Source organism: Paraburkholderia sp. (genome assembly GCF_026225065.1).
Taxonomy (GTDB): domain Bacteria; phylum Pseudomonadota; class Gammaproteobacteria; order Burkholderiales; family Burkholderiaceae; genus Paraburkholderia.
Map to the genome: position 1 here is coordinate 35,375 of NZ_JAMFSB010000367.1, position 16,052 is coordinate 51,426.

General features: G+C 60.5%; 17 protein-coding genes. 9 read left to right on the plus strand and 8 right to left on the minus strand.

Annotated elements, in window-relative coordinates; translation table 11 throughout:
• Positions 1-70: 70 nt before the first annotated feature.
• The gene (locus M0954_RS25685) at positions 71-1,237 is read right to left on the minus strand and encodes a mandelate racemase/muconate lactonizing enzyme family protein (protein WP_297356234.1); all 1,167 of its coding nucleotides are present in this window, start codon (positions 1,235-1,237) and stop codon (positions 71-73) included.
• 115 nt (positions 1,238-1,352) lie between these two features.
• Between M0954_RS25685 and M0954_RS25690 the strand changes: the two genes are divergently transcribed.
• A complete protein-coding gene (locus M0954_RS25690) occupies positions 1,353-2,264 on the plus strand; it encodes a LysR substrate-binding domain-containing protein (protein ID WP_297356236.1) in 912 nt (303 codons plus the stop codon).
• A 214-nt stretch (positions 2,265-2,478) separates the two neighbouring features.
• Positions 2,479-3,576: a hybrid sensor histidine kinase/response regulator gene (locus tag M0954_RS25695; protein WP_122156753.1), complete on the plus strand. Its 1,098-nt coding sequence runs from the start codon at positions 2,479-2,481 to the stop codon at positions 3,574-3,576.
• Positions 3,577-3,699: 123 nt separating this feature from the next.
• On the opposite strand, the gene M0954_RS25700 is transcribed toward M0954_RS25695, so the two are convergent.
• Positions 3,700-3,957 (minus strand): hypothetical protein, encoded by a 258-nt coding sequence (locus M0954_RS25700; protein WP_122159280.1) that lies wholly within the window; start codon positions 3,955-3,957, stop codon positions 3,700-3,702.
• Positions 3,958-4,563: 606 nt separating this feature from the next.
• Here M0954_RS25700 and M0954_RS25705 point away from each other — a divergent pair.
• The 4 genes from M0954_RS25705 to M0954_RS25720 are packed head-to-tail and all read left to right on the plus strand — an operon-like array spanning position 4,564 to position 7,651.
• Positions 4,564-4,962 carry a VOC family protein gene (locus tag M0954_RS25705; RefSeq protein ID WP_122156754.1) on the plus strand — a complete coding sequence of 133 codons (399 nt, stop codon included), beginning with the start codon at positions 4,564-4,566 and terminating at the stop codon, positions 4,960-4,962.
• A gap of 47 nt (positions 4,963-5,009) precedes the next feature.
• Positions 5,010-5,660 carry a twin-arginine translocation signal domain-containing protein gene (locus M0954_RS25710; RefSeq protein ID WP_297356238.1) on the plus strand — a complete coding sequence of 217 codons (651 nt, stop codon included), beginning with the start codon at positions 5,010-5,012 and terminating at the stop codon, positions 5,658-5,660.
• Between the two features lie 34 nt (positions 5,661-5,694).
• Positions 5,695-7,281, plus strand: coding sequence for a GMC family oxidoreductase (locus M0954_RS25715; RefSeq protein WP_122156756.1), 1,587 nt, complete (start codon positions 5,695-5,697; stop codon positions 7,279-7,281).
• Positions 7,282-7,303: 22 nt separating this feature from the next.
• Positions 7,304-7,651, plus strand: coding sequence for a ribbon-helix-helix domain-containing protein (locus M0954_RS25720; RefSeq protein ID WP_122156757.1), 348 nt, complete (start codon positions 7,304-7,306; stop codon positions 7,649-7,651).
• A 7-nt stretch (positions 7,652-7,658) separates the two neighbouring features.
• On the opposite strand, the gene M0954_RS25725 is transcribed toward M0954_RS25720, so the two are convergent.
• Both M0954_RS25725 and M0954_RS25730 read right to left on the minus strand, forming a co-directional pair.
• Positions 7,659-8,549: an amidohydrolase gene (locus tag M0954_RS25725; RefSeq protein ID WP_297356240.1), complete on the minus strand. Its 891-nt coding sequence runs from the start codon at positions 8,547-8,549 to the stop codon at positions 7,659-7,661.
• A gap of 94 nt (positions 8,550-8,643) precedes the next feature.
• A complete protein-coding gene (locus M0954_RS25730) occupies positions 8,644-9,942 on the minus strand; it encodes an MFS transporter (protein WP_297356242.1) in 1,299 nt (432 codons plus the stop codon).
• Positions 9,943-10,236: 294 nt separating this feature from the next.
• Between M0954_RS25730 and M0954_RS25735 the strand changes: the two genes are divergently transcribed.
• The gene (locus M0954_RS25735) at positions 10,237-11,091 is read left to right on the plus strand and encodes an SDR family NAD(P)-dependent oxidoreductase (RefSeq protein ID WP_297356245.1); all 855 of its coding nucleotides are present in this window, start codon (positions 10,237-10,239) and stop codon (positions 11,089-11,091) included.
• 54 nt (positions 11,092-11,145) lie between these two features.
• Here the strand turns inward: M0954_RS25735 and M0954_RS25740 are convergent, their stop codons facing one another.
• Positions 11,146-11,370: a hypothetical protein gene (locus tag M0954_RS25740; protein ID WP_297356247.1), complete on the minus strand. Its 225-nt coding sequence runs from the start codon at positions 11,368-11,370 to the stop codon at positions 11,146-11,148.
• A gap of 292 nt (positions 11,371-11,662) precedes the next feature.
• Between M0954_RS25740 and M0954_RS25745 the strand changes: the two genes are divergently transcribed.
• Complete coding sequence (locus M0954_RS25745) at positions 11,663-12,568, plus strand: DMT family transporter (protein ID WP_297356249.1); 906 nt, start codon at positions 11,663-11,665, stop codon at positions 12,566-12,568.
• A gap of 8 nt (positions 12,569-12,576) precedes the next feature.
• Here M0954_RS25745 and M0954_RS25750 read toward each other — a convergent pair whose 3' ends face one another.
• Positions 12,577-13,359, minus strand: a complete 783-nt coding sequence (locus tag M0954_RS25750; protein WP_122156762.1) for an alpha/beta hydrolase — start codon at positions 13,357-13,359, stop codon at positions 12,577-12,579.
• Positions 13,360-13,668: 309 nt separating this feature from the next.
• Between M0954_RS25750 and M0954_RS25755 the strand changes: the two genes are divergently transcribed.
• Complete coding sequence (locus tag M0954_RS25755) at positions 13,669-14,547, plus strand: LysR family transcriptional regulator (RefSeq protein WP_122156763.1); 879 nt, start codon at positions 13,669-13,671, stop codon at positions 14,545-14,547.
• A gap of 9 nt (positions 14,548-14,556) precedes the next feature.
• On the opposite strand, the gene M0954_RS25760 is transcribed toward M0954_RS25755, so the two are convergent.
• Both M0954_RS25760 and M0954_RS25765 read right to left on the minus strand, forming a co-directional pair.
• Positions 14,557-15,795: a YbfB/YjiJ family MFS transporter gene (locus tag M0954_RS25760; protein ID WP_297356250.1), complete on the minus strand. Its 1,239-nt coding sequence runs from the start codon at positions 15,793-15,795 to the stop codon at positions 14,557-14,559.
• On the minus strand, positions 15,788-16,052 hold a 265-nt coding region (locus M0954_RS25765; protein ID WP_297356252.1), incomplete at its 5' end, for a hypothetical protein. The genes M0954_RS25760 and M0954_RS25765, both read right to left, overlap by 8 nt.

Below are 16,052 nucleotides of genomic sequence, written 5' to 3' on the forward strand. Positions count from 1 at the left end.
CCTGTCGTCCTCTTTGCTTTTATATGGACGCTGCGCCGGCACTTTGAGCCGGCGCGGTTTCGCTGACGGCTTACGCGGAAAGCTTCTTCATCTCCGCAAAGAGATCGGCCTTGCCCTCAAAGCCGATACCCGGCAAATCGGGCATGGTGATATGGCCATTCTCGACCTTCACGCCATCCGGGAACCCACCATACGGCTGGAACAGATCCGGATACGACTCGTTGCCGCCAAGCCCAAGGCCAGCCGCGATGTTCAACGACATCTGGTGACCGCCATGCGGGATGCAGCGGCTCGGCGACCAGCCATGCTGACGAAGCATGTCGAGCGTACGAAGGTATTCGACCAGCCCGTAGCTCAACGCGCAGTCGAACTGCAACCAGTCGCGATCCGGGCGCATGCCACCATAGCGGATGAGGTTGCGGGCGTCCTGCATCGAAAACAGGTCTTCGCCGGTCGCCATCGGATTGGCGTAATAGTTGCGCAGTGTCGCTTGCAGTTCGAAGTCAAGCGGATCACCCGGTTCCTCGTACCAGAACAGGTCGTACTGCGACAACGCCTTCGCATATTGAATCGCGGTGTCGAGATCGAAGCGGCCATTGGCATCGACCGCAAGCTTCTGGCCGTCGCCCAGCACGCTCAGGATCGAATCGATGCGACGCAGGTCCTCGTCGAGCGATGCTCCGCCAATTTTCTTTTTCACCACCGTATAGCCCCGGTCGAGATAGCTGCGCATCTCGTCCTTGAGCTTTCCATGATCCTGTCCCGGGTAGTAGTAACCGCCCGCGGCGTACACGAAAACCTTACGCTCGGGTTGACCATTGCCGTAGCGGTCGGCCAGCAACTGGAAGAGCGGCTTGCCTTCAATCTTCGCGACGGCATCCCAGACCGCCATGTCGATCGTGCCGATGGCGACCGAACGCTCGCCGTGACCGCCCGGCTTCTCGTTCGAGAACATCGTGGCCCAGATTTTGTGGGGGTCGAGATTGTCGCCAGCGTCATTGATAAGCGTGTCCGGAGCGGCTTCGAGCAGACGCGGAATGAAGCGCTCGCGCATCAGTGTCCCCTGCCCGTAGCGGCCGTTGGAGTTGAAGCCGTACCCGACAACCGGCTTACCGTCACGGACGACGTCGGTCACTACGGCGACCAGACTCAGCGTCATCTTGCTGAAGTCGATATAGGCGTTGCGGATCGGTGAGCTGATGAGGACGGTTTTTTCGCGGATTTCAACGATTTTCATGCGGGTCTCCTGGCGGCATCGCGCGTCGTCGATGCAACGGGCTGTAAGAGCCGCTAGGTTATGCCCTGCGAGTAGCGTTATGATTCACTGAAAGTGACTTCTTTATTAACTTACGGTGAAGACTGACCTAGCCTCCCATCTGCAGTTTTTCGTCCTGCTCGCACGACACGGCAATCTGACCGCAGCCGCACGCGAACTCGATCTGACGCCGCCCGCAGCGACCAAGCGGCTCGCCCAGCTGGAGGCGCGGCTCGGCGTGCGACTGGTGAACCGCACCACGCGCAGCGTCAGCCTGACCGCTGAGGGTGAAACCTACCTGCACCACGCGACGCGGATTCTGGCCGAGGTGCGGGAGATGGAAGATGCCGTTTCGTCCAGCCGGTCAATGCCGCGAGGACTGCTGCGCGTAAACGCGACGCTGGGGTTCGGCCGCACCACGATCGCACCGCTTGTTTCCGAGTTCGCAAAACGTCATCCGCATGTGGAAGTGCAGCTTGACGTTACCGACCGGCCGATCGATCTTGTAGAAAGCGGTGTCGACCTTGCCATCCGCTTCGGTTCGCTGCCCGACAAGCGGCTCAACGCGCGGCGCGTCATGTCGAATCGCAGATTCCTCTGCGCATCGCCACGGTATCTGGAGCAGCACGGCACGCCTGCGACGCTTGCCGACCTTTCCGATCACCAGTGCATCGTCCATCGCCAGAACGACGACGCCTACGGAATCTGGCGCCTGATGCACAAAGGACACACCGAGGTGGTAAAAGTGCAAGGCACGCTGTCAAGCAACGACGGCGACATCGTTCTGGGTTGGGCGCTCGACGGACACGGCATCTTGATCCGCTCGGAATGGGACCTGGCGAAATACCTGGAGAGCGGACGACTGCGCATTGTTCTGCCAGAGTTTGTGCAGCCCTCGGCAGACCTCTTTGTCTACTATCCAAGCAAACGCAATCAGTCCGCACGCGCACGAGCGTTCGTAGACTTTCTGGTCGAGCGCTTCAAAAATCCAGCTATCCCTGCCGTTTAGGCCGCTTCTCTCCGACACCAGCGGATTGCGCCATAGCGATATGGGATCAATTAACAATCCTTAACGAACCCGATCTCCCGGCTGGTGTTCGTTGCCTTTAAACTGGGCTCTCTGCCGCGAAATATAACCAGACCAGCCTGGACATCGCCGCGTTCCTTTCCCGAACGTTTCGATCTGGACCGCGCTCGGGTTCGTCCGATCGCCTATCGCCACCATGGATACACTTCAGACTCCAATCGTCCCTGTCGCAACCGTGTTACTGGTCGACGATCAACCGATTGTTGGAGAGGTGATAAGACGCGCCCTCGAGAACGAAACCGGCATCCACCTCCATGTCTGCACCGAGGGGCGCGAAGCCCTTTCCATGGCGTGCCGGATAAGGCCCACGGTGATCCTTCAGGATCTCATCATGCCAGGCATAGATGGGCTGGATATCGTGCGCAGCTATCGCACTCACCCTGTCACGGCAAATGTGCCGGTTATCGTGCTGTCCTCGCGGGAACAGCCTACGGTCAAAAGCGCAGCATTCGTTGCCGGCGCCAACGACTACCTGGTCAAACTACCCGATTCAATCGAGCTGATCGCACGAATCCGATATCATTCGGCTTCCTACATTAGTCTGCGTCAGCGCGACGATGCAATGGATTTTCTCTCCCACGACATGCGTTCGCCGCAAACGTCCATTCTGGCGCTGCTCGAATTCTATCGCATGGAACATGGCACGCTCACGCCGCTGCTCGAACGTATTGCCACGCATGCCACCAATGCACTGGAACTGGCGGACGGCTTCCTCAATCTGGCGCGTGCACAGTCGGAATCGCGGCAATTCGAAATAGTCAACCTGAACGAGATACTGATCGTCGCCGTCGACCAGCTCTACGAGAAGGCTGTCGCTAAAGGATGCCGCATCTCCATTGAAGCGCCAGACACGTCACTGGTGTGTCTTGCCGACAGCCTGCTATTGACCCGCCTCGTCACCAACCTGCTCGACAATGCATTGAAATACGGACCGCGTGACGCTACCGTGCGCTGCATCCTCGCGGATACGCGTGAGGGCCTGCTTATAGGTGTGGAGGATGAAGGCACGGGCATTCCGGCAAGGGAAACCGACCGTGTCGCGGAACGCTTTGTCCGGCTGCCTTCCGGCGTGATCAATGAAGCAAGCGGATTCGGTCTGGGTCTGGCATTTGTCAATTTCACCGCCACCAAACATAGAGGCCGTGTGATCATGAGCAGAACGGAGAGAGGCTTTATGATCGGCGCGCTCCTTCCTAAAGCCGAGCAGCCTGCGAGAAGCCTCGGCGCCAGGTGAAGCCTGTCAACGAATGATCTGATGTTTACGATGCTCGGGCTCTGCGTAGCCGCGACAACCTCAAGCAGGTTAGCCCTGCAGCAGCAAAGCTAACCACCCGCGGGAATTTATTGCCGGGCAAGCTTACCGAGCCTGCGATTGCCCCTGCTGAGCCGCTTGCTGGTCCTGTGTTCTAGCCGCATCCTGCTTCGCCTTCTTCGCCGCCATATGATGGCCGACCGCACATCCCCCTGCCGCGCCAACCGCTGCGTGACCGTTGCCAACAAAGTGGCCCGCAACGCCTCCAGCCGCTGCGCCTTTCAGGCATCCCGCAGCGGTCGCTTCTCCGGCCATTGCCATCAAGACAATGCTCGCGGTCAGCACGATAACTTTGAATGTCATGTCCTTTCTCCCTGGTGAGTTCGATTCGGCTTCATAGCCCTGCTTCCAACCCGGAGAGTGCAAGTTCCATTCCATCGATAGCGATTTGGACAGCGTGAAACGCAAACGTCTCAGTTCGCGTCACGTACTCTTCGCACTCTTTTAACTTTCGAAGTCTTTCGAAACCTAAAGCACGGACACATTCCGGTCGATACGCGAGTAGTTAATGCACGCTGTCCAGAGGACCAGGATGAACAGATCAGAATCACGTTCACATGCCAGGCGACCTGTATCGGCATCGCGCCTGCATAGATTGCAATGGTACTTTCGTCCGCGGCTCGGCCTGCGCGACCTTGACGCGTTGCTTCGCCCGAAGCGCGGCGTGACCGGTCAGCAGGCCCATCGATGACGGCGCCCGAAGATACGCCCCGCATGCTGTGCTGTGTTGCACTGCACGCTGCCTCGCGACGCTGCCCCCACATGCCCCTCACGCATCGTCAAACCCGCCCGGCCTGATGATCCGTCGCGCGTGCAGCATAGGGCAAGTCCCTAGCGCCGTTTAGCCGGGCATTACCCTCCCACCGATCCCTCCACCTAAACTTGAGTCACAAGGAGGGGGATACGGTAATGGCCAAGTTAATCCATACGATGATCCGTGTTGTGGATCTCGAACGTTCGCTGCAGTTCTACCGCCAGGCGTTCGGTCTCGAGGTCTCGCACCGGCTCGATTTTCCCGAGTTCACGCTCGCCTATCTGCGCAACGCAGAAACGGATGAGGAAATCGAACTGACCTGGAACAAAGGGCGCACCGAGCCCTATACACACGGCGATGGCTACGGCCATGTCGCGGTCTGTGTCGACGATGTCAAATCCGAGCGCCAGCGTCTCGTCGAACTTGGCATGTCCCCCACCGACGTACGCGAGTTTCGCAACGACAGCGGCGAACTGCTCGCCCGCTACTTCTTTATTCAGGATCCAGACGGTTACAAGATTGAAGTCCTGGAGCGCCACGGCCATTACCAATAAAACCCGTCGCCGTAGTGCCCGGTTCAAATCACACCAAGGAGACAACGATGAATACAAGGGTGATCCCCATCGCGTCCGGCCACGTGCAACGTGCCGAACCCCATGAGCATATGGAACACGCAGAGCACGCGGCTTCGGTCGTGCTGAAAATCCCGCTTACGCGCCGGGAGTTGTTGAGGGGGACGGGTGTCATCACAGGCACGCTAGCGCTTTCCTCGATCTTCGCCGCACTCGCGCCAAGCCGCGTCTGGGCGGTCGAATTGCAGGGCCTCGACAGCCACCAGGGTGAGGTGATTCTCGCTTTCACGCGCCAGGTCTATCCCCATCCAACACTTGACGACGCCGTGTACGCACTCGTCGTGAAGGACCTGGACGCAAAGGCGCGCAAAGACCCTATGGTGCAGCAACAACTCGCGAGCGGTGTCCAGCAACTCGATGCGCTCGGCGGTTCGAACTGGGCCAAGCGGGACACCGCGTCTCAGGCACGCGATGTTGCATCAATGGCCGGCACGCCGTTTTTCAACACCGTACGCAGCACCGCAGTGGTTTCGCTGTATGCCAACACGCTCGCGTACACGCATTTTGGATACGGGGCATCCGAAGGTGACGCCGGTTATCTGTACAAGGGGTTCAACAGTCTGTCGTGGCTGCCTAATCCGCCAGCCTCCGACAGCGGCCCGATCCCTTCGGATAGCTAACCACACCGCGATAGAAAACGCATGGAGACGAATGATGAACCAGGACAACAATAAAGTGAAGTTCTCCCACAACGACGACCACGTCGTCGTCATTATCGGTTCTGGCGCGGGCGGCGGCACGCTCGCGAACGAACTCGCGCAGAAGGGCGTCAACGTCGTGGTGCTGGAAGCCGGCGCACTGCACACACAAGGCGATTTCCTTACCGACGAATGGGGCGCGTTCCAGATGCTGTCATGGACAGACAAGCGCACCACCTCCGGAACGTGGCGTGTGGCCCAGGATTTTCCTAACCTGCCTGCATGGATTTGCAAGACCGTAGGCGGCACGACCACGCATTGGGCCGGGGCAAGCCTGCGCATCCAGCCTCACGAGTTCAAGGCGAAGACGAATTACGGCGACATCAAGGACGCCAATCTGCTCGACTGGCCGTTGACGCGCGAAGAACTCAACCCGTACTACGACCGCGCCGAAAAGAAAATGGGCGTGACCCGCACCAACGGCTTGCCCGGCTTACCGGGCAACAACAATTTCAAGGTCATGTCCGCCGGCGCCACGAAGGTGGGCTACAAGGAATGCAATACCGGGCACATGGCGATCAACAGCACGGTGCGCGACGACCGCAGTCACTGCTTTCAGCGCGGCTTCTGCTTCCAGGGCTGCCGCACCGGCGCCAAGTGGTCGACCCTGTACACCGAACTGCCGCGCGCTCAGGCAACCGGTCATATGGAACTACGCACGCAAGCGCACGTGGTTCGCATCGAGCACGATGCTCGCGGCAAAGCGAAAGAAGTGGTCTACTACGATAGCAACGGCCAGTTGCAACGGCAGAAAGCGCGCATTGTTGCGGTAGCGGGCAATTCGATTGAAACGCCGCGCCTGCTACTCAATTCGCACTCGGGGCGGTTTGCCGATGGACTCGCCAATTCGTCAGGTCAGGTGGGGCGCAACTATATGCGTCACACCACGGGCTCCGTGTACGCGGTGTTCGACGAGAAGGTCGACATGTTCAAGGGCACCACGATGGCCGGCATTATCGAGGACGAAGCCGTGTTCGATCCGAAGCGTGGCTTTGCCGGCGGGTACCATATGGAAACCATCTCGCTAGGGCTGCCGTTTTACGCCGCGTTCCTCGATCCCGGCGCATGGGGTCCAAAGTTCACGCAAGCCATGGACGAATACGCCTACACCGCAGGGATGTGGATTGTCGGAGAGGACATGCCACGCGCAACCAATCGAATCACGTTGAATGGCGACGTCAAGGACCAATACGGGCAACCCGTGGCCAACGTGCATTTCGACGACCATCCGAACGACGAGGCAATGCGCGAACACGCGTTCACGCAAGGCACAGCGGTTTACACAGCGGCCGGCGCGAAAAAGGTGTACCGCGTGCCACCCTACCCGTCCACGCATAACCTCGGCACCGCGCGCATGAGTGCCCAGGCCGAGGATGGCGTCTGCAACAGCTACGGCCAGACCCACGACGTGCCGAACCTGTTCATCTCCGACGGCAGCCAGTTCACGACCGGCGCCGCCGAAAACCCCACCTTGACGATCGTGACACTGGCGATAAGACAGGCCGACTACATCACCGGGCAGATGAGCAAGCGCTCGATCTAACGCTTCAGGAGGCAAACCCGCAATGTGTGGAATCTACATCAACGCTGATCCGATTCTTTACGAGTCGCGCACGCGCTCGCTGCGTATTCACGGTGTCATCACGACGGTGCGGCTGGAAAACCTGTTCTGGGACGTGCTTCACGAGATCGCCGGACGTGAAAACATGACCACCAGCCAGTTCGCCGTGAAACTGTACGACGAACTGATCGCGCTGCGCGGTGAGTTGCCGACCAATTTCGCGTCCTTTCTGCGAGTTTGCTGTTTGCGGTATCTGTCCATGCGTGGAGCGAACGGCGCGACTGCGCCGGGGCCCGCAGTAGACGCCGTGACGGCAAACGAGGCCAGGCCGCGGATTCTCAAGACCGTGTGAGGCTCGGCTAGCGAAAGCCGTATAGCCGGTGCGCGTTCTTCGTCAGAATCGCGGTACGGGTCTGCTCATCCGGTGCCCATACGGCGAGCGTATCGAGCAACTGCCCGACGGTCGGCATGTCGCCCCACAAGGCGACATGCGGCCAGTCGGAGCCCCACACGCAACGGTGCGGCGCCGCCGCGATCAGCGCACGCGCGTAATCGGCGGTGTCGGCGTAAGCAGGCGCCTGGGTACTCAGCCGGTATGCGCCGGAAAGCTTGACCCACGCGCCGTCGCGTACCAGTGCCAGCAGACGTTTGAAACCCTCGGACGCCACTCCGACTGCGCTCGGCATGTGGCCCATGTGATCGATCACGATTGGCGAGCGCAGCTTGTCGAGTTGCGGCGCCAGTTCAGGCAAGCTCCGCGCGTCCAGCAAGAACTGAATGTGCCAGCCCCAATCGCGCGCCAATGCGTCGTACTCGGCCAGTTGCGAGAAACCGATGCCGCCTCCGCCGAACAGCACGTTCAGGCGCAATCCAACCGCACCTGCGTCGGTCATGTCCTGGTACGCGGCGTCGCCCAGACCGAGCGACGGCACCACCACGCCGCGCAACCTGTCCGGATTCGCCCGCAGCGTTTCCAGCAGCAGCGCGTTATTCTGCCCATGCACGCTCACCTGGACCAGCACGCCATACTGCGAGCCGGTGTCGTCGAGCATCTTCAGATAGGCCGCCGGGGGGGCTGGTGGCGGTGTGTACGAGCGATCGGGCATCCACGGATAACGCGGCGGCTCTCCGATCACGTGCGCGTGGGTATCCACGGCGCCGGGCGGCATGACGAAGGTGGACGGTCCCGATTGCACAGCAGCGGGTGGCGGACACAGTGGTGCATCATGATTTTCCGTTGAACCGGTCATTTAGGGATCCTTGCATGTTGGATTGCTCGGTCCGCGCGGCCATAACGCGCGCGGCTCCAAAACAGGCTTAAAGACGAAGCTTGCCCCGCATGGCTCACGTTCCGTGCGGCAGAGACTTCTCAGCGGTGGACTCCGGCTGCTGGGCGGGGATCAGATGATCGGCATCATCGAGCCGTCGTCCTCGCGTCTCAGGTAACGCTAACACCGTCATAAACACGGCCACGTTGGCGATGACGGCGAGAATGCAAATCGCGTTTCCCAGTCCGGTCTTCGCGCTCAGGATACCGACGAGAGCCGGAAACAAAGCGCCGATACCGCGGCCAAAATTGTATGCAAAGCCCTGACCGTTCGCGCGAAGCGCGGCGGGAAACAGTTCCGTGAGATGCGCGCCGACTCCGCCGAAGATTCCCGACGCGCAAAATCCAAGCGGGAATCCAAGGTAGAGCATTTGTGCATTGCTGAAGTTGACCTTCGTATAGGCGATCGTGATGACCGCAGACAGGAACGCGAACAGCAACATATTGCCGCGCCGGCCAATCCGGTCCGAAATATAGCCACCGCTTGCGTAGCCGATAAACGAACCGGTAATCAGCACAGCCAGGTAGCCGCCGGTGCCAATCACCGACAGGTGCCTGTCCATCCGTAGAAAAGTGGGAATCCAGGTGGCGATCGCATAGTACCCGCCTTGCAGGCCGGAACACATCAGCGACGAACATACCGTTGTGCGCAAGATGCCGGGTGCAAAGATCTGCAGAAACGAGGGGCGTCTCGCGCTCGAGCGCATGATCTGCTGCGCTTTTTTAAAGCTCTCAGGTTCCGCCACATGCCTGCGGATATAAAACACCAGTAATGCCGGAGCAAGCCCCACCCAGAACATGCTGCGCCATGCCAGCGCTTCGGGGAGGACAGAGAACGCCACCGTGTAGAGAATGGCGGCAAGGCCCCAGCCGATGGCCCAGCCGCTTTGCACCACGCCGACGGTTTTGCCACGATGCTCCGGTCGAACGATCTCGCCAATCAATACGGCGCCAACGGCCCACTCGCCGCCGAAGCCGAATCCCTGCAACGCACGCAGGACAAACAGCTGCTCGACGTTCTGTGACCAGCCAATCAGGAAGGTGAACACCGAGAACCAGACGATGATCCACTGCAGCACCTTGACGCGGCCGAACCGGTCCGCAAGGATGCCGCCCACCCATCCTCCGACGGCGGAGCAAAGCAGACTGACCGTGCTTAGCAAGCCGATCTCGCCCTTGCCGACGCCCCACAATGTCATCAGCGAGGTAACGACAAAGGTGAACACCATGAAGTCAAAGGCGTCCAACACCCAGCCCGTGAAGGCGGAATGGAAGGTCGTGCGCTCCGCTTTGCTAAACGACGCGTACCAGTTCATCGCTTGTCTCCTTCATTGCAGCCCCGGTCTCGCGCCGCTGGCGGATGGGAAATTATTACAAGCTCACGACAGCGCGGAAAGAATGTTTACGAAGATTCAGTAGATAAAAAAATTTGCGTCCCACCGGGTGAACGAACTGCGATGCCCCGCGAGAATGGCTGTGCCTTGCGCCAACCCGGACGGCCACGCAAAACAATCGATCATGCTAGGATCATTAGCTCCCCTGTTCGAACCGATCAAAATCGCGGACGTCGATGGTTTGGCACCACGATTCCAGCACCAGCGAGGTTTCCGATGACTCATTCTGCTCTCACTCCCGGCGCAGTTGCCGTGATCACTGGCGGCGCGGCCGGCATCGGCCTTGCTGCGGCCAAACGCTTCGCACAACTCGGCCTGCGTGTCTGCATCGCCGATCTCGGCGCGGAGCGCATCGCGCATGCAGTGGACGAAATCGCCGCGCTAAGCGCGAACGGCAAACAAGATGTCTTCGCGCTCGAAACCGACGTGAGCGTTGTCGCCGACGTGCAGCGCTTGCACGATGCAGTCGTCGAACGATTCGGCGGGGCGGACGTGCTGATGAACAACGCGGGCATTCAGCCGGGCAGCAAGATGTTCGGTCCCGCCGAAAACTGGGAGCGCGTGCTTGGCGTCAACCTGTGGGGCGTGATCCACGGCACTCGGGTGTTCGTACCGGAGATGATCAAACGCGGCCGCCCAGGATTAGTGATCAACACCGGTTCGAAACAAGGTATCACCACGCCACCGGGCGATCCGGCCTACAACGTCGCAAAAGCAGGGCTGAAAGCATTCACTGAGGCACTGCAGCACGAACTGCGCAATACCGAGGGTTGCCAGCTCAGCGCTCACCTGCTGATTCCCGGCTTTGTGTTCACGGAACTGACACGTCATGGCCGCGACGAGAAGCCGGCCGCCGCGTGGACGCCGGAGCAAACCGTCGAGTTCATGCTGGAGCGTCTGGAAGCCGGCGACTTCTACATCCTCTGCCCGGACAACGACGTGCCGCGAGCGCTCGACGAGCGGCGCATTCTTTGGGCGGCCGGCGATATCGTCGAGAACCGCCCTGCGTTGTCGCGTTGGCATCCTGACCATGCGGCGGCATTCGAGGCATTTATCAAGCAGCCTCGCTGAGAGAACTATAACCAACCGGCTCGCTGCCAGGTTGGCTGAGTGGCCGGGGTGCGATCAGGCCGTCGTGTTGATGTTGCTGCCCAGGATGCTGTTCAAGGCGGTCGACGTCGACGATCCACTACTCGTGGACGACGTGCTCAACCCTGCGTCCGTCGCGACCTTGTGGCCATGGTGACCGCCGCCATGTGTGCGCTTCGGTTCAGATGTCTGCTGCGCAGCCGGCTTGCTGCTGACGCTTTGGGCAGAACTGCCAGCGGAGGCAATGCTGGAAATGGACATGATGTTCCCCGTATATAGGTCGATGTTCTGATGTGCGGCCGCACAGGAAAGAGACTCGTGCGCGCGCGCCATTTGACAACATCGCCAGCATGCGACGTTTACTGCGTCGTTTCAATGACGAAACACCTACATCGGGCAGCATCCCATTACCAGAAGTTACGGCGTATGGATTTCGTCATTGTCCGGTAATCCCGGATTCTCTATCGCCGCCGGCCTCACTTATCACGCGTGACGTCATCGCAGACAATTTGGGTAAGGGAATTTCAGCCGAATTCCATTACCGGGAAACGCCATGAATACGTCCGCTTCACTGAGCTTGCCTGGCACGCCGAATTCGATTCCGGCGGCTGCCGCGGTAGCTTTCACAATCCTGTCGTGGGCCGCCGCGTTTCCCTTCATCCGGCTCGGTCTGCAAGGTCTCTCGCCGATGCAGCTCGCCTCCGCACGCTTCGCGACAGCAGCGGTGCTGGTCGTGGGGTGGCTGATTTATCGGCGACCGAAAAGACCGTCGTTACGCGATTCGCTGCTCTTCGTACTGTCCGGCTTCCTCGGCATCGCGAGCTATAACGCGCTTCTGAACACGGCCGAACTGACCGTTGCGCCCGGCGCAGCGGCCTTCATCATGAGCACCTCGCCCATCTTTACCGCCATTCTGGCAACGGTTTTCCTGCGCGAAAAGCTCAATCGATGGGGTTGGATCGGCTCGCTGTTCAGCTTTGCAGGCATCGGCCTGATTGCATGCGGCCAACCCGGCGGCCTCGAGCCCGGCAGCGGCGCAACCCTGATCCTGCTCGCTGCTTTGGCATCCTCAGCCTATTTCGTGTTACAGCGCCGCCTGATCCCGGTCTACGGTCCGCTCGCGAGCACCGCCTACATGCTGCTCGCCGGGGCATTGCTGCTATCGCCGTGGTTGCCGGGCGCCATGAGCGCGCTTGCTGCACCTTCCGCATCGGCAGGAACCCTAGGGGCCGTCCTCATGCTCGGCGTATTTCCGGCCGCGCTCGGTTACGCGACGTGGACCATCGCCCTCGGCCACTTCGGCGCGGCCCGGGCGTCCAATTTCCTGTATCTGGTACCTGCGATCGCGATCGCACTATCGATCTTTTTGACGGGGGAGCACCCCGCGCTGACGACGATCGCTGGTGGACTGATGGCGATTGCCGGTGTCGCCTTCGTCGCATGGCGCGGACGGGCCTGACGACAGTCTCACTTCTGCTGACCGGTCGCTTCGAGGATCAGGTTCGCGACCTCAGTCGGATGTGACAGCAGCGACACGTGGCTCGAATCGAGTTCGATCGTATGCGCGTGCATCCGGTTCGCCATGAAGCGCTCCAGATCGGGGTTGATCGTCCGGTCTTCAGTCGACACCGCATACCAGGTGGGTTTGTCGTGCCACGCGGCGACGCTCGTCTTCGCCATCGTGATCGCCTTGCCAATTGGTTGCTGAACCGCGTAGTACGTTTCTGCTTCAACGGTGGGCAGATCGCCCGCAAAGTCATGTACGAATGCCTGCTCAGACAGCTTGCCGTAGCCATCCGCCGACCACTGCAGCCCCGCCGACGCAGGTGCGGCCGGGAATTTCTTCGTCAGCGCCGGATAGTCCTCGCCGGCGTCCGGCGCACGCGCCGCGATGTACACGAGGCCGGCCACCTTCGGATCGTCGCCAGCCTGGCTGATCACCATGCCGCCGTACGAGTGCGCGACCAGCAAGGTCGGACCGTCCTGTTGCGCAAGCGCTCGCTTGACCGCGTCGACATCCGCGTCGAGCGAGGTGGTCGGATTCTGCACCGCGGTCACGTGCAGACCCTTCGCCTGCAGCAGCGGAATCACTTTCTGCCAGCTCGATCCGTCTGCGAACAGCCCGTGAACCAGCACGACATTCCTGATCGGTGCGGACGGGGCCGCAGCGCTGTCCTGCGCGAATGACGTCGTGGCGCTCACCAGCGTGGCGCAGGTCAAACCCGCGAGAACAAACGAACTCAACTTCATGAAACTTCTCCCAAGCATGTGTAGGACGAGATTCGCTGATTTCGTTCACCTCATTGTGGTGAGTCGATAGACGAACCATACCCAGGCGATCATCATTCGGTCGATTCTTGCGGGGCGCCAAACGGACGCTGCACTCTGGTGTACTTAGGAGCAAACACAGCGCTGGCGCAAACATTCCGCTCAGCGCAAAAATTTTTACCGGCAGCGGCGCTGACTGTTGTGCCAGTTGCCATGCGAAAATGTCAGCCACTCGCCTCTTTCCAGCTGACAAGCTAATGACACGAAAATATTCACAAAAGGATTAATACTGTGAAACTCGAGTTGCGCCACATTCGCTGCTTCATCGCAGTCGCGAGGCACCTCCATTTCGCTCGCGCAGCCGAAGAGCTCGGCATCGCGCCTCCGTCCCTTACCAAGCAGATTCAGGAGACGGAGCGGCTGCTCCAGGTCCGTCTGTTCCATCGGACCAAGCGCTCTGTTGCGTTGACAGCGGCAGGGGAAGCGTATTTGCCCGAAGCGACAGCTGCCCTCGCCTCGCTTCAGCGCGGTCAGGAACTCGCAGAGCTGGCGGAACGAGGCGAACTGGGCCGCATCCAGATCGGCTTCATAGCCTCGGCGGCCTTTGCGGGGATCATGCAGAAGACCATACGAGGCTTCCGCAAGCACCGCCCTAAGGTAGATGTCGTGCTCATCGAAGCACCGATGACCCAGATTCCGGGGATGCTTGCCGACGGCCGACTGGACGTTGCCTACATACGGCCGCCGTTGGACTTTCCGGAGGAAATACGGGCCGTCAGCGTCTATCAGGACGAGTTCGTGCTAGCCCTTCCGGACGACTCGCCGCTTGCAGATCATGCGGTCATCAATCCGTCGCAACTGCGTGATGCGTGCTTCGCGCTCCCAGAGCAGGAGTTCGGCACATTTGAGGTAGGCAGGCGTGGACGCTTCCAGCCAAAACTGGGGCCGAGACCCGGCCCGCTGGCTGCGGTACTCGCGTGCGTTTCGCTTGGCAGCTTTGTGGCCGTCGTACCCCGGACATTGTGCGACTGCCTGCGCTTACCGGGCGTGGTCTATCGACCGCTTGGCGGCAAACCTGTTGTCTCGGAGATAGCCCTTACGTTTCGACGACATGAGCGTGCCTATGCCGTCCGGGAATTTATTAAGTACGCCGGAGCAAATGTGCGTTAGGTTGCGCTCTTATCGCTGCTCCGCCGGTTCGGGTTGAAGCATCGCAACGAAAGTGGCAACCGCAAGGATGCCTACCGAAAGCCAGAGCCCGGCCCGCAGGCCACTGGCCCCATCCGAGAGCGCGCCACTCAACAGCGGACCGATGCACTGACCCAGCCCGAAAGCGATCGTCAGCGCGGCAATCGCGGCTGTCCAGGCATGCGGCTTGGCCGCGCGGCGTGCGAACGATGTCACAGCGGCGAGAACGGCGAGAAACGAGCCGCCAAAGAGTATTGCCGAAAGATACGCACCGGCGGCTCCGCGCCATATCAGCGGCACCGCGGCCCCAATCATCACGCCTGCGAGCGTGGCCGCCGTTCCCCAACCGCCTTTCAGCCGGCCGAGGACCGGCCCCCACGCGAACGCGGCAAGCACGGACGCCAGACCGAGTATCGACCAGAAGCGGGTGATGTCCGCACTCGTGAATCCTTCTTCACTGCGCAGAAAGGCGATGATGAAAGTCGCATACGCGATGTAACCCGCGCCGAACAGGCCGTAGGCCAGCAGCTTGCGCGCCATGAAACGCGGCGACCAGCCCCCGCGTGCCGCACCCGCCGGCGCGTAGGAAGGTTCGGGAGCGTGCCGCACCACGAGCGAGCCGAATAGGGTGGCCACAAGCGCAAGCGCGCCCAATACGAGCCAGCCACCGCGCCAGCCTAGCGCCCCAAGCAAAGGCGGCACCGCGAGCGCGGACGCCATCACGCCGACACCTGCGCCGGAAAAATAAAGCCCCAACAGTGTCGGCGCGCGGCTTTTCGAGCCACCCACTGCCGCTGCGGAAGTCAAGGCCGCCCCAGACACGAAGGCAAGCGCGCCGGTGAAGCCTGCCGCCAGACGCAATGCCAGCAGCACTGCAAAGTGGGCGGTCAAACCCGCTGCGCCGACAGCGAGCGAGGTCAGCAACAGGCTGACGACGAAAACGACCTTGTCGCCTGCACGCTTTCCCAAGGGCGCCGCCACCAGCGCACCCACCAGGTAGCCCGCTGCATTGGCGGTGTTCATCGAACCTGCGTCCGCGAAGCTCCAACCAAGATCGGCGCGCATCGCGGGCAATAGCAGCGCATAGGCAAAGCGAGCCAGACCGAGCGCCACCGCCGGCCCCATCGCCAGGCCAACCACGACCCACAACGGCGTCAGGCCTGCAACGGGCACTCCAGTTGCCCCGCGCTGTGCCGGGTCGGCGGCATCACTGGCTGCGATGTTAGTCATCTTCGCGATCCCATTTGACGTTCAGCATTCGGTCATCCGAATCTTTCCCTTTCTTCAATTCGACGCGTGCGAGCGGCATATCAGCTCTCCCGACCAGTGGCAGCGAAGTTCCAATACGACAGGCGACAATTATCAGCATATGCTTGTGTTGTGTCAATTGGCTGCATATGCTTACAATTGGTCCTGAGCGGAAATTGACCGGCAAAGGCGATGACGAAACAGAAGACGGACAAGAAAGCGAACAATGGCTGTTGCAA

Excerpts from the sequence above, each read along its gene's own strand:
- M0954_RS25685 (WP_297356234.1), bottom strand. The coding sequence starts at position 1,237 with ATGAAAATCGTTGAAATCCGCGAAAAAACCGTCCTCATCAGCTCACCG.
- M0954_RS25695 (WP_122156753.1), top strand. The coding sequence starts at position 2,479 with ATGGATACACTTCAGACTCCAATCGTCCCTGTCGCAACCGTGTTACTG.
- M0954_RS25700 (WP_122159280.1), bottom strand. The coding sequence starts at position 3,957 with ATGACATTCAAAGTTATCGTGCTGACCGCGAGCATTGTCTTGATGGCA.
- M0954_RS25705 (WP_122156754.1), top strand. The coding sequence starts at position 4,564 with ATGGCCAAGTTAATCCATACGATGATCCGTGTTGTGGATCTCGAACGT.
- M0954_RS25710 (WP_297356238.1), top strand. The coding sequence starts at position 5,010 with ATGAATACAAGGGTGATCCCCATCGCGTCCGGCCACGTGCAACGTGCC.
- M0954_RS25715 (WP_122156756.1), top strand. The coding sequence starts at position 5,695 with ATGAACCAGGACAACAATAAAGTGAAGTTCTCCCACAACGACGACCAC.
- M0954_RS25720 (WP_122156757.1), top strand. The coding sequence starts at position 7,304 with ATGTGTGGAATCTACATCAACGCTGATCCGATTCTTTACGAGTCGCGC.
- M0954_RS25725 (WP_297356240.1), bottom strand. The coding sequence starts at position 8,549 with ATGACCGGTTCAACGGAAAATCATGATGCACCACTGTGTCCGCCACCC.
- M0954_RS25730 (WP_297356242.1), bottom strand. The coding sequence starts at position 9,942 with ATGAACTGGTACGCGTCGTTTAGCAAAGCGGAGCGCACGACCTTCCAT.
- M0954_RS25735 (WP_297356245.1), top strand. The coding sequence starts at position 10,237 with ATGACTCATTCTGCTCTCACTCCCGGCGCAGTTGCCGTGATCACTGGC.
- M0954_RS25740 (WP_297356247.1), bottom strand. The coding sequence starts at position 11,370 with ATGTCCATTTCCAGCATTGCCTCCGCTGGCAGTTCTGCCCAAAGCGTC.
- M0954_RS25745 (WP_297356249.1), top strand. The coding sequence starts at position 11,663 with ATGAATACGTCCGCTTCACTGAGCTTGCCTGGCACGCCGAATTCGATT.
- M0954_RS25750 (WP_122156762.1), bottom strand. The coding sequence starts at position 13,359 with ATGAAGTTGAGTTCGTTTGTTCTCGCGGGTTTGACCTGCGCCACGCTG.
- M0954_RS25760 (WP_297356250.1), bottom strand. The coding sequence starts at position 15,795 with ATGACTAACATCGCAGCCAGTGATGCCGCCGACCCGGCACAGCGCGGG.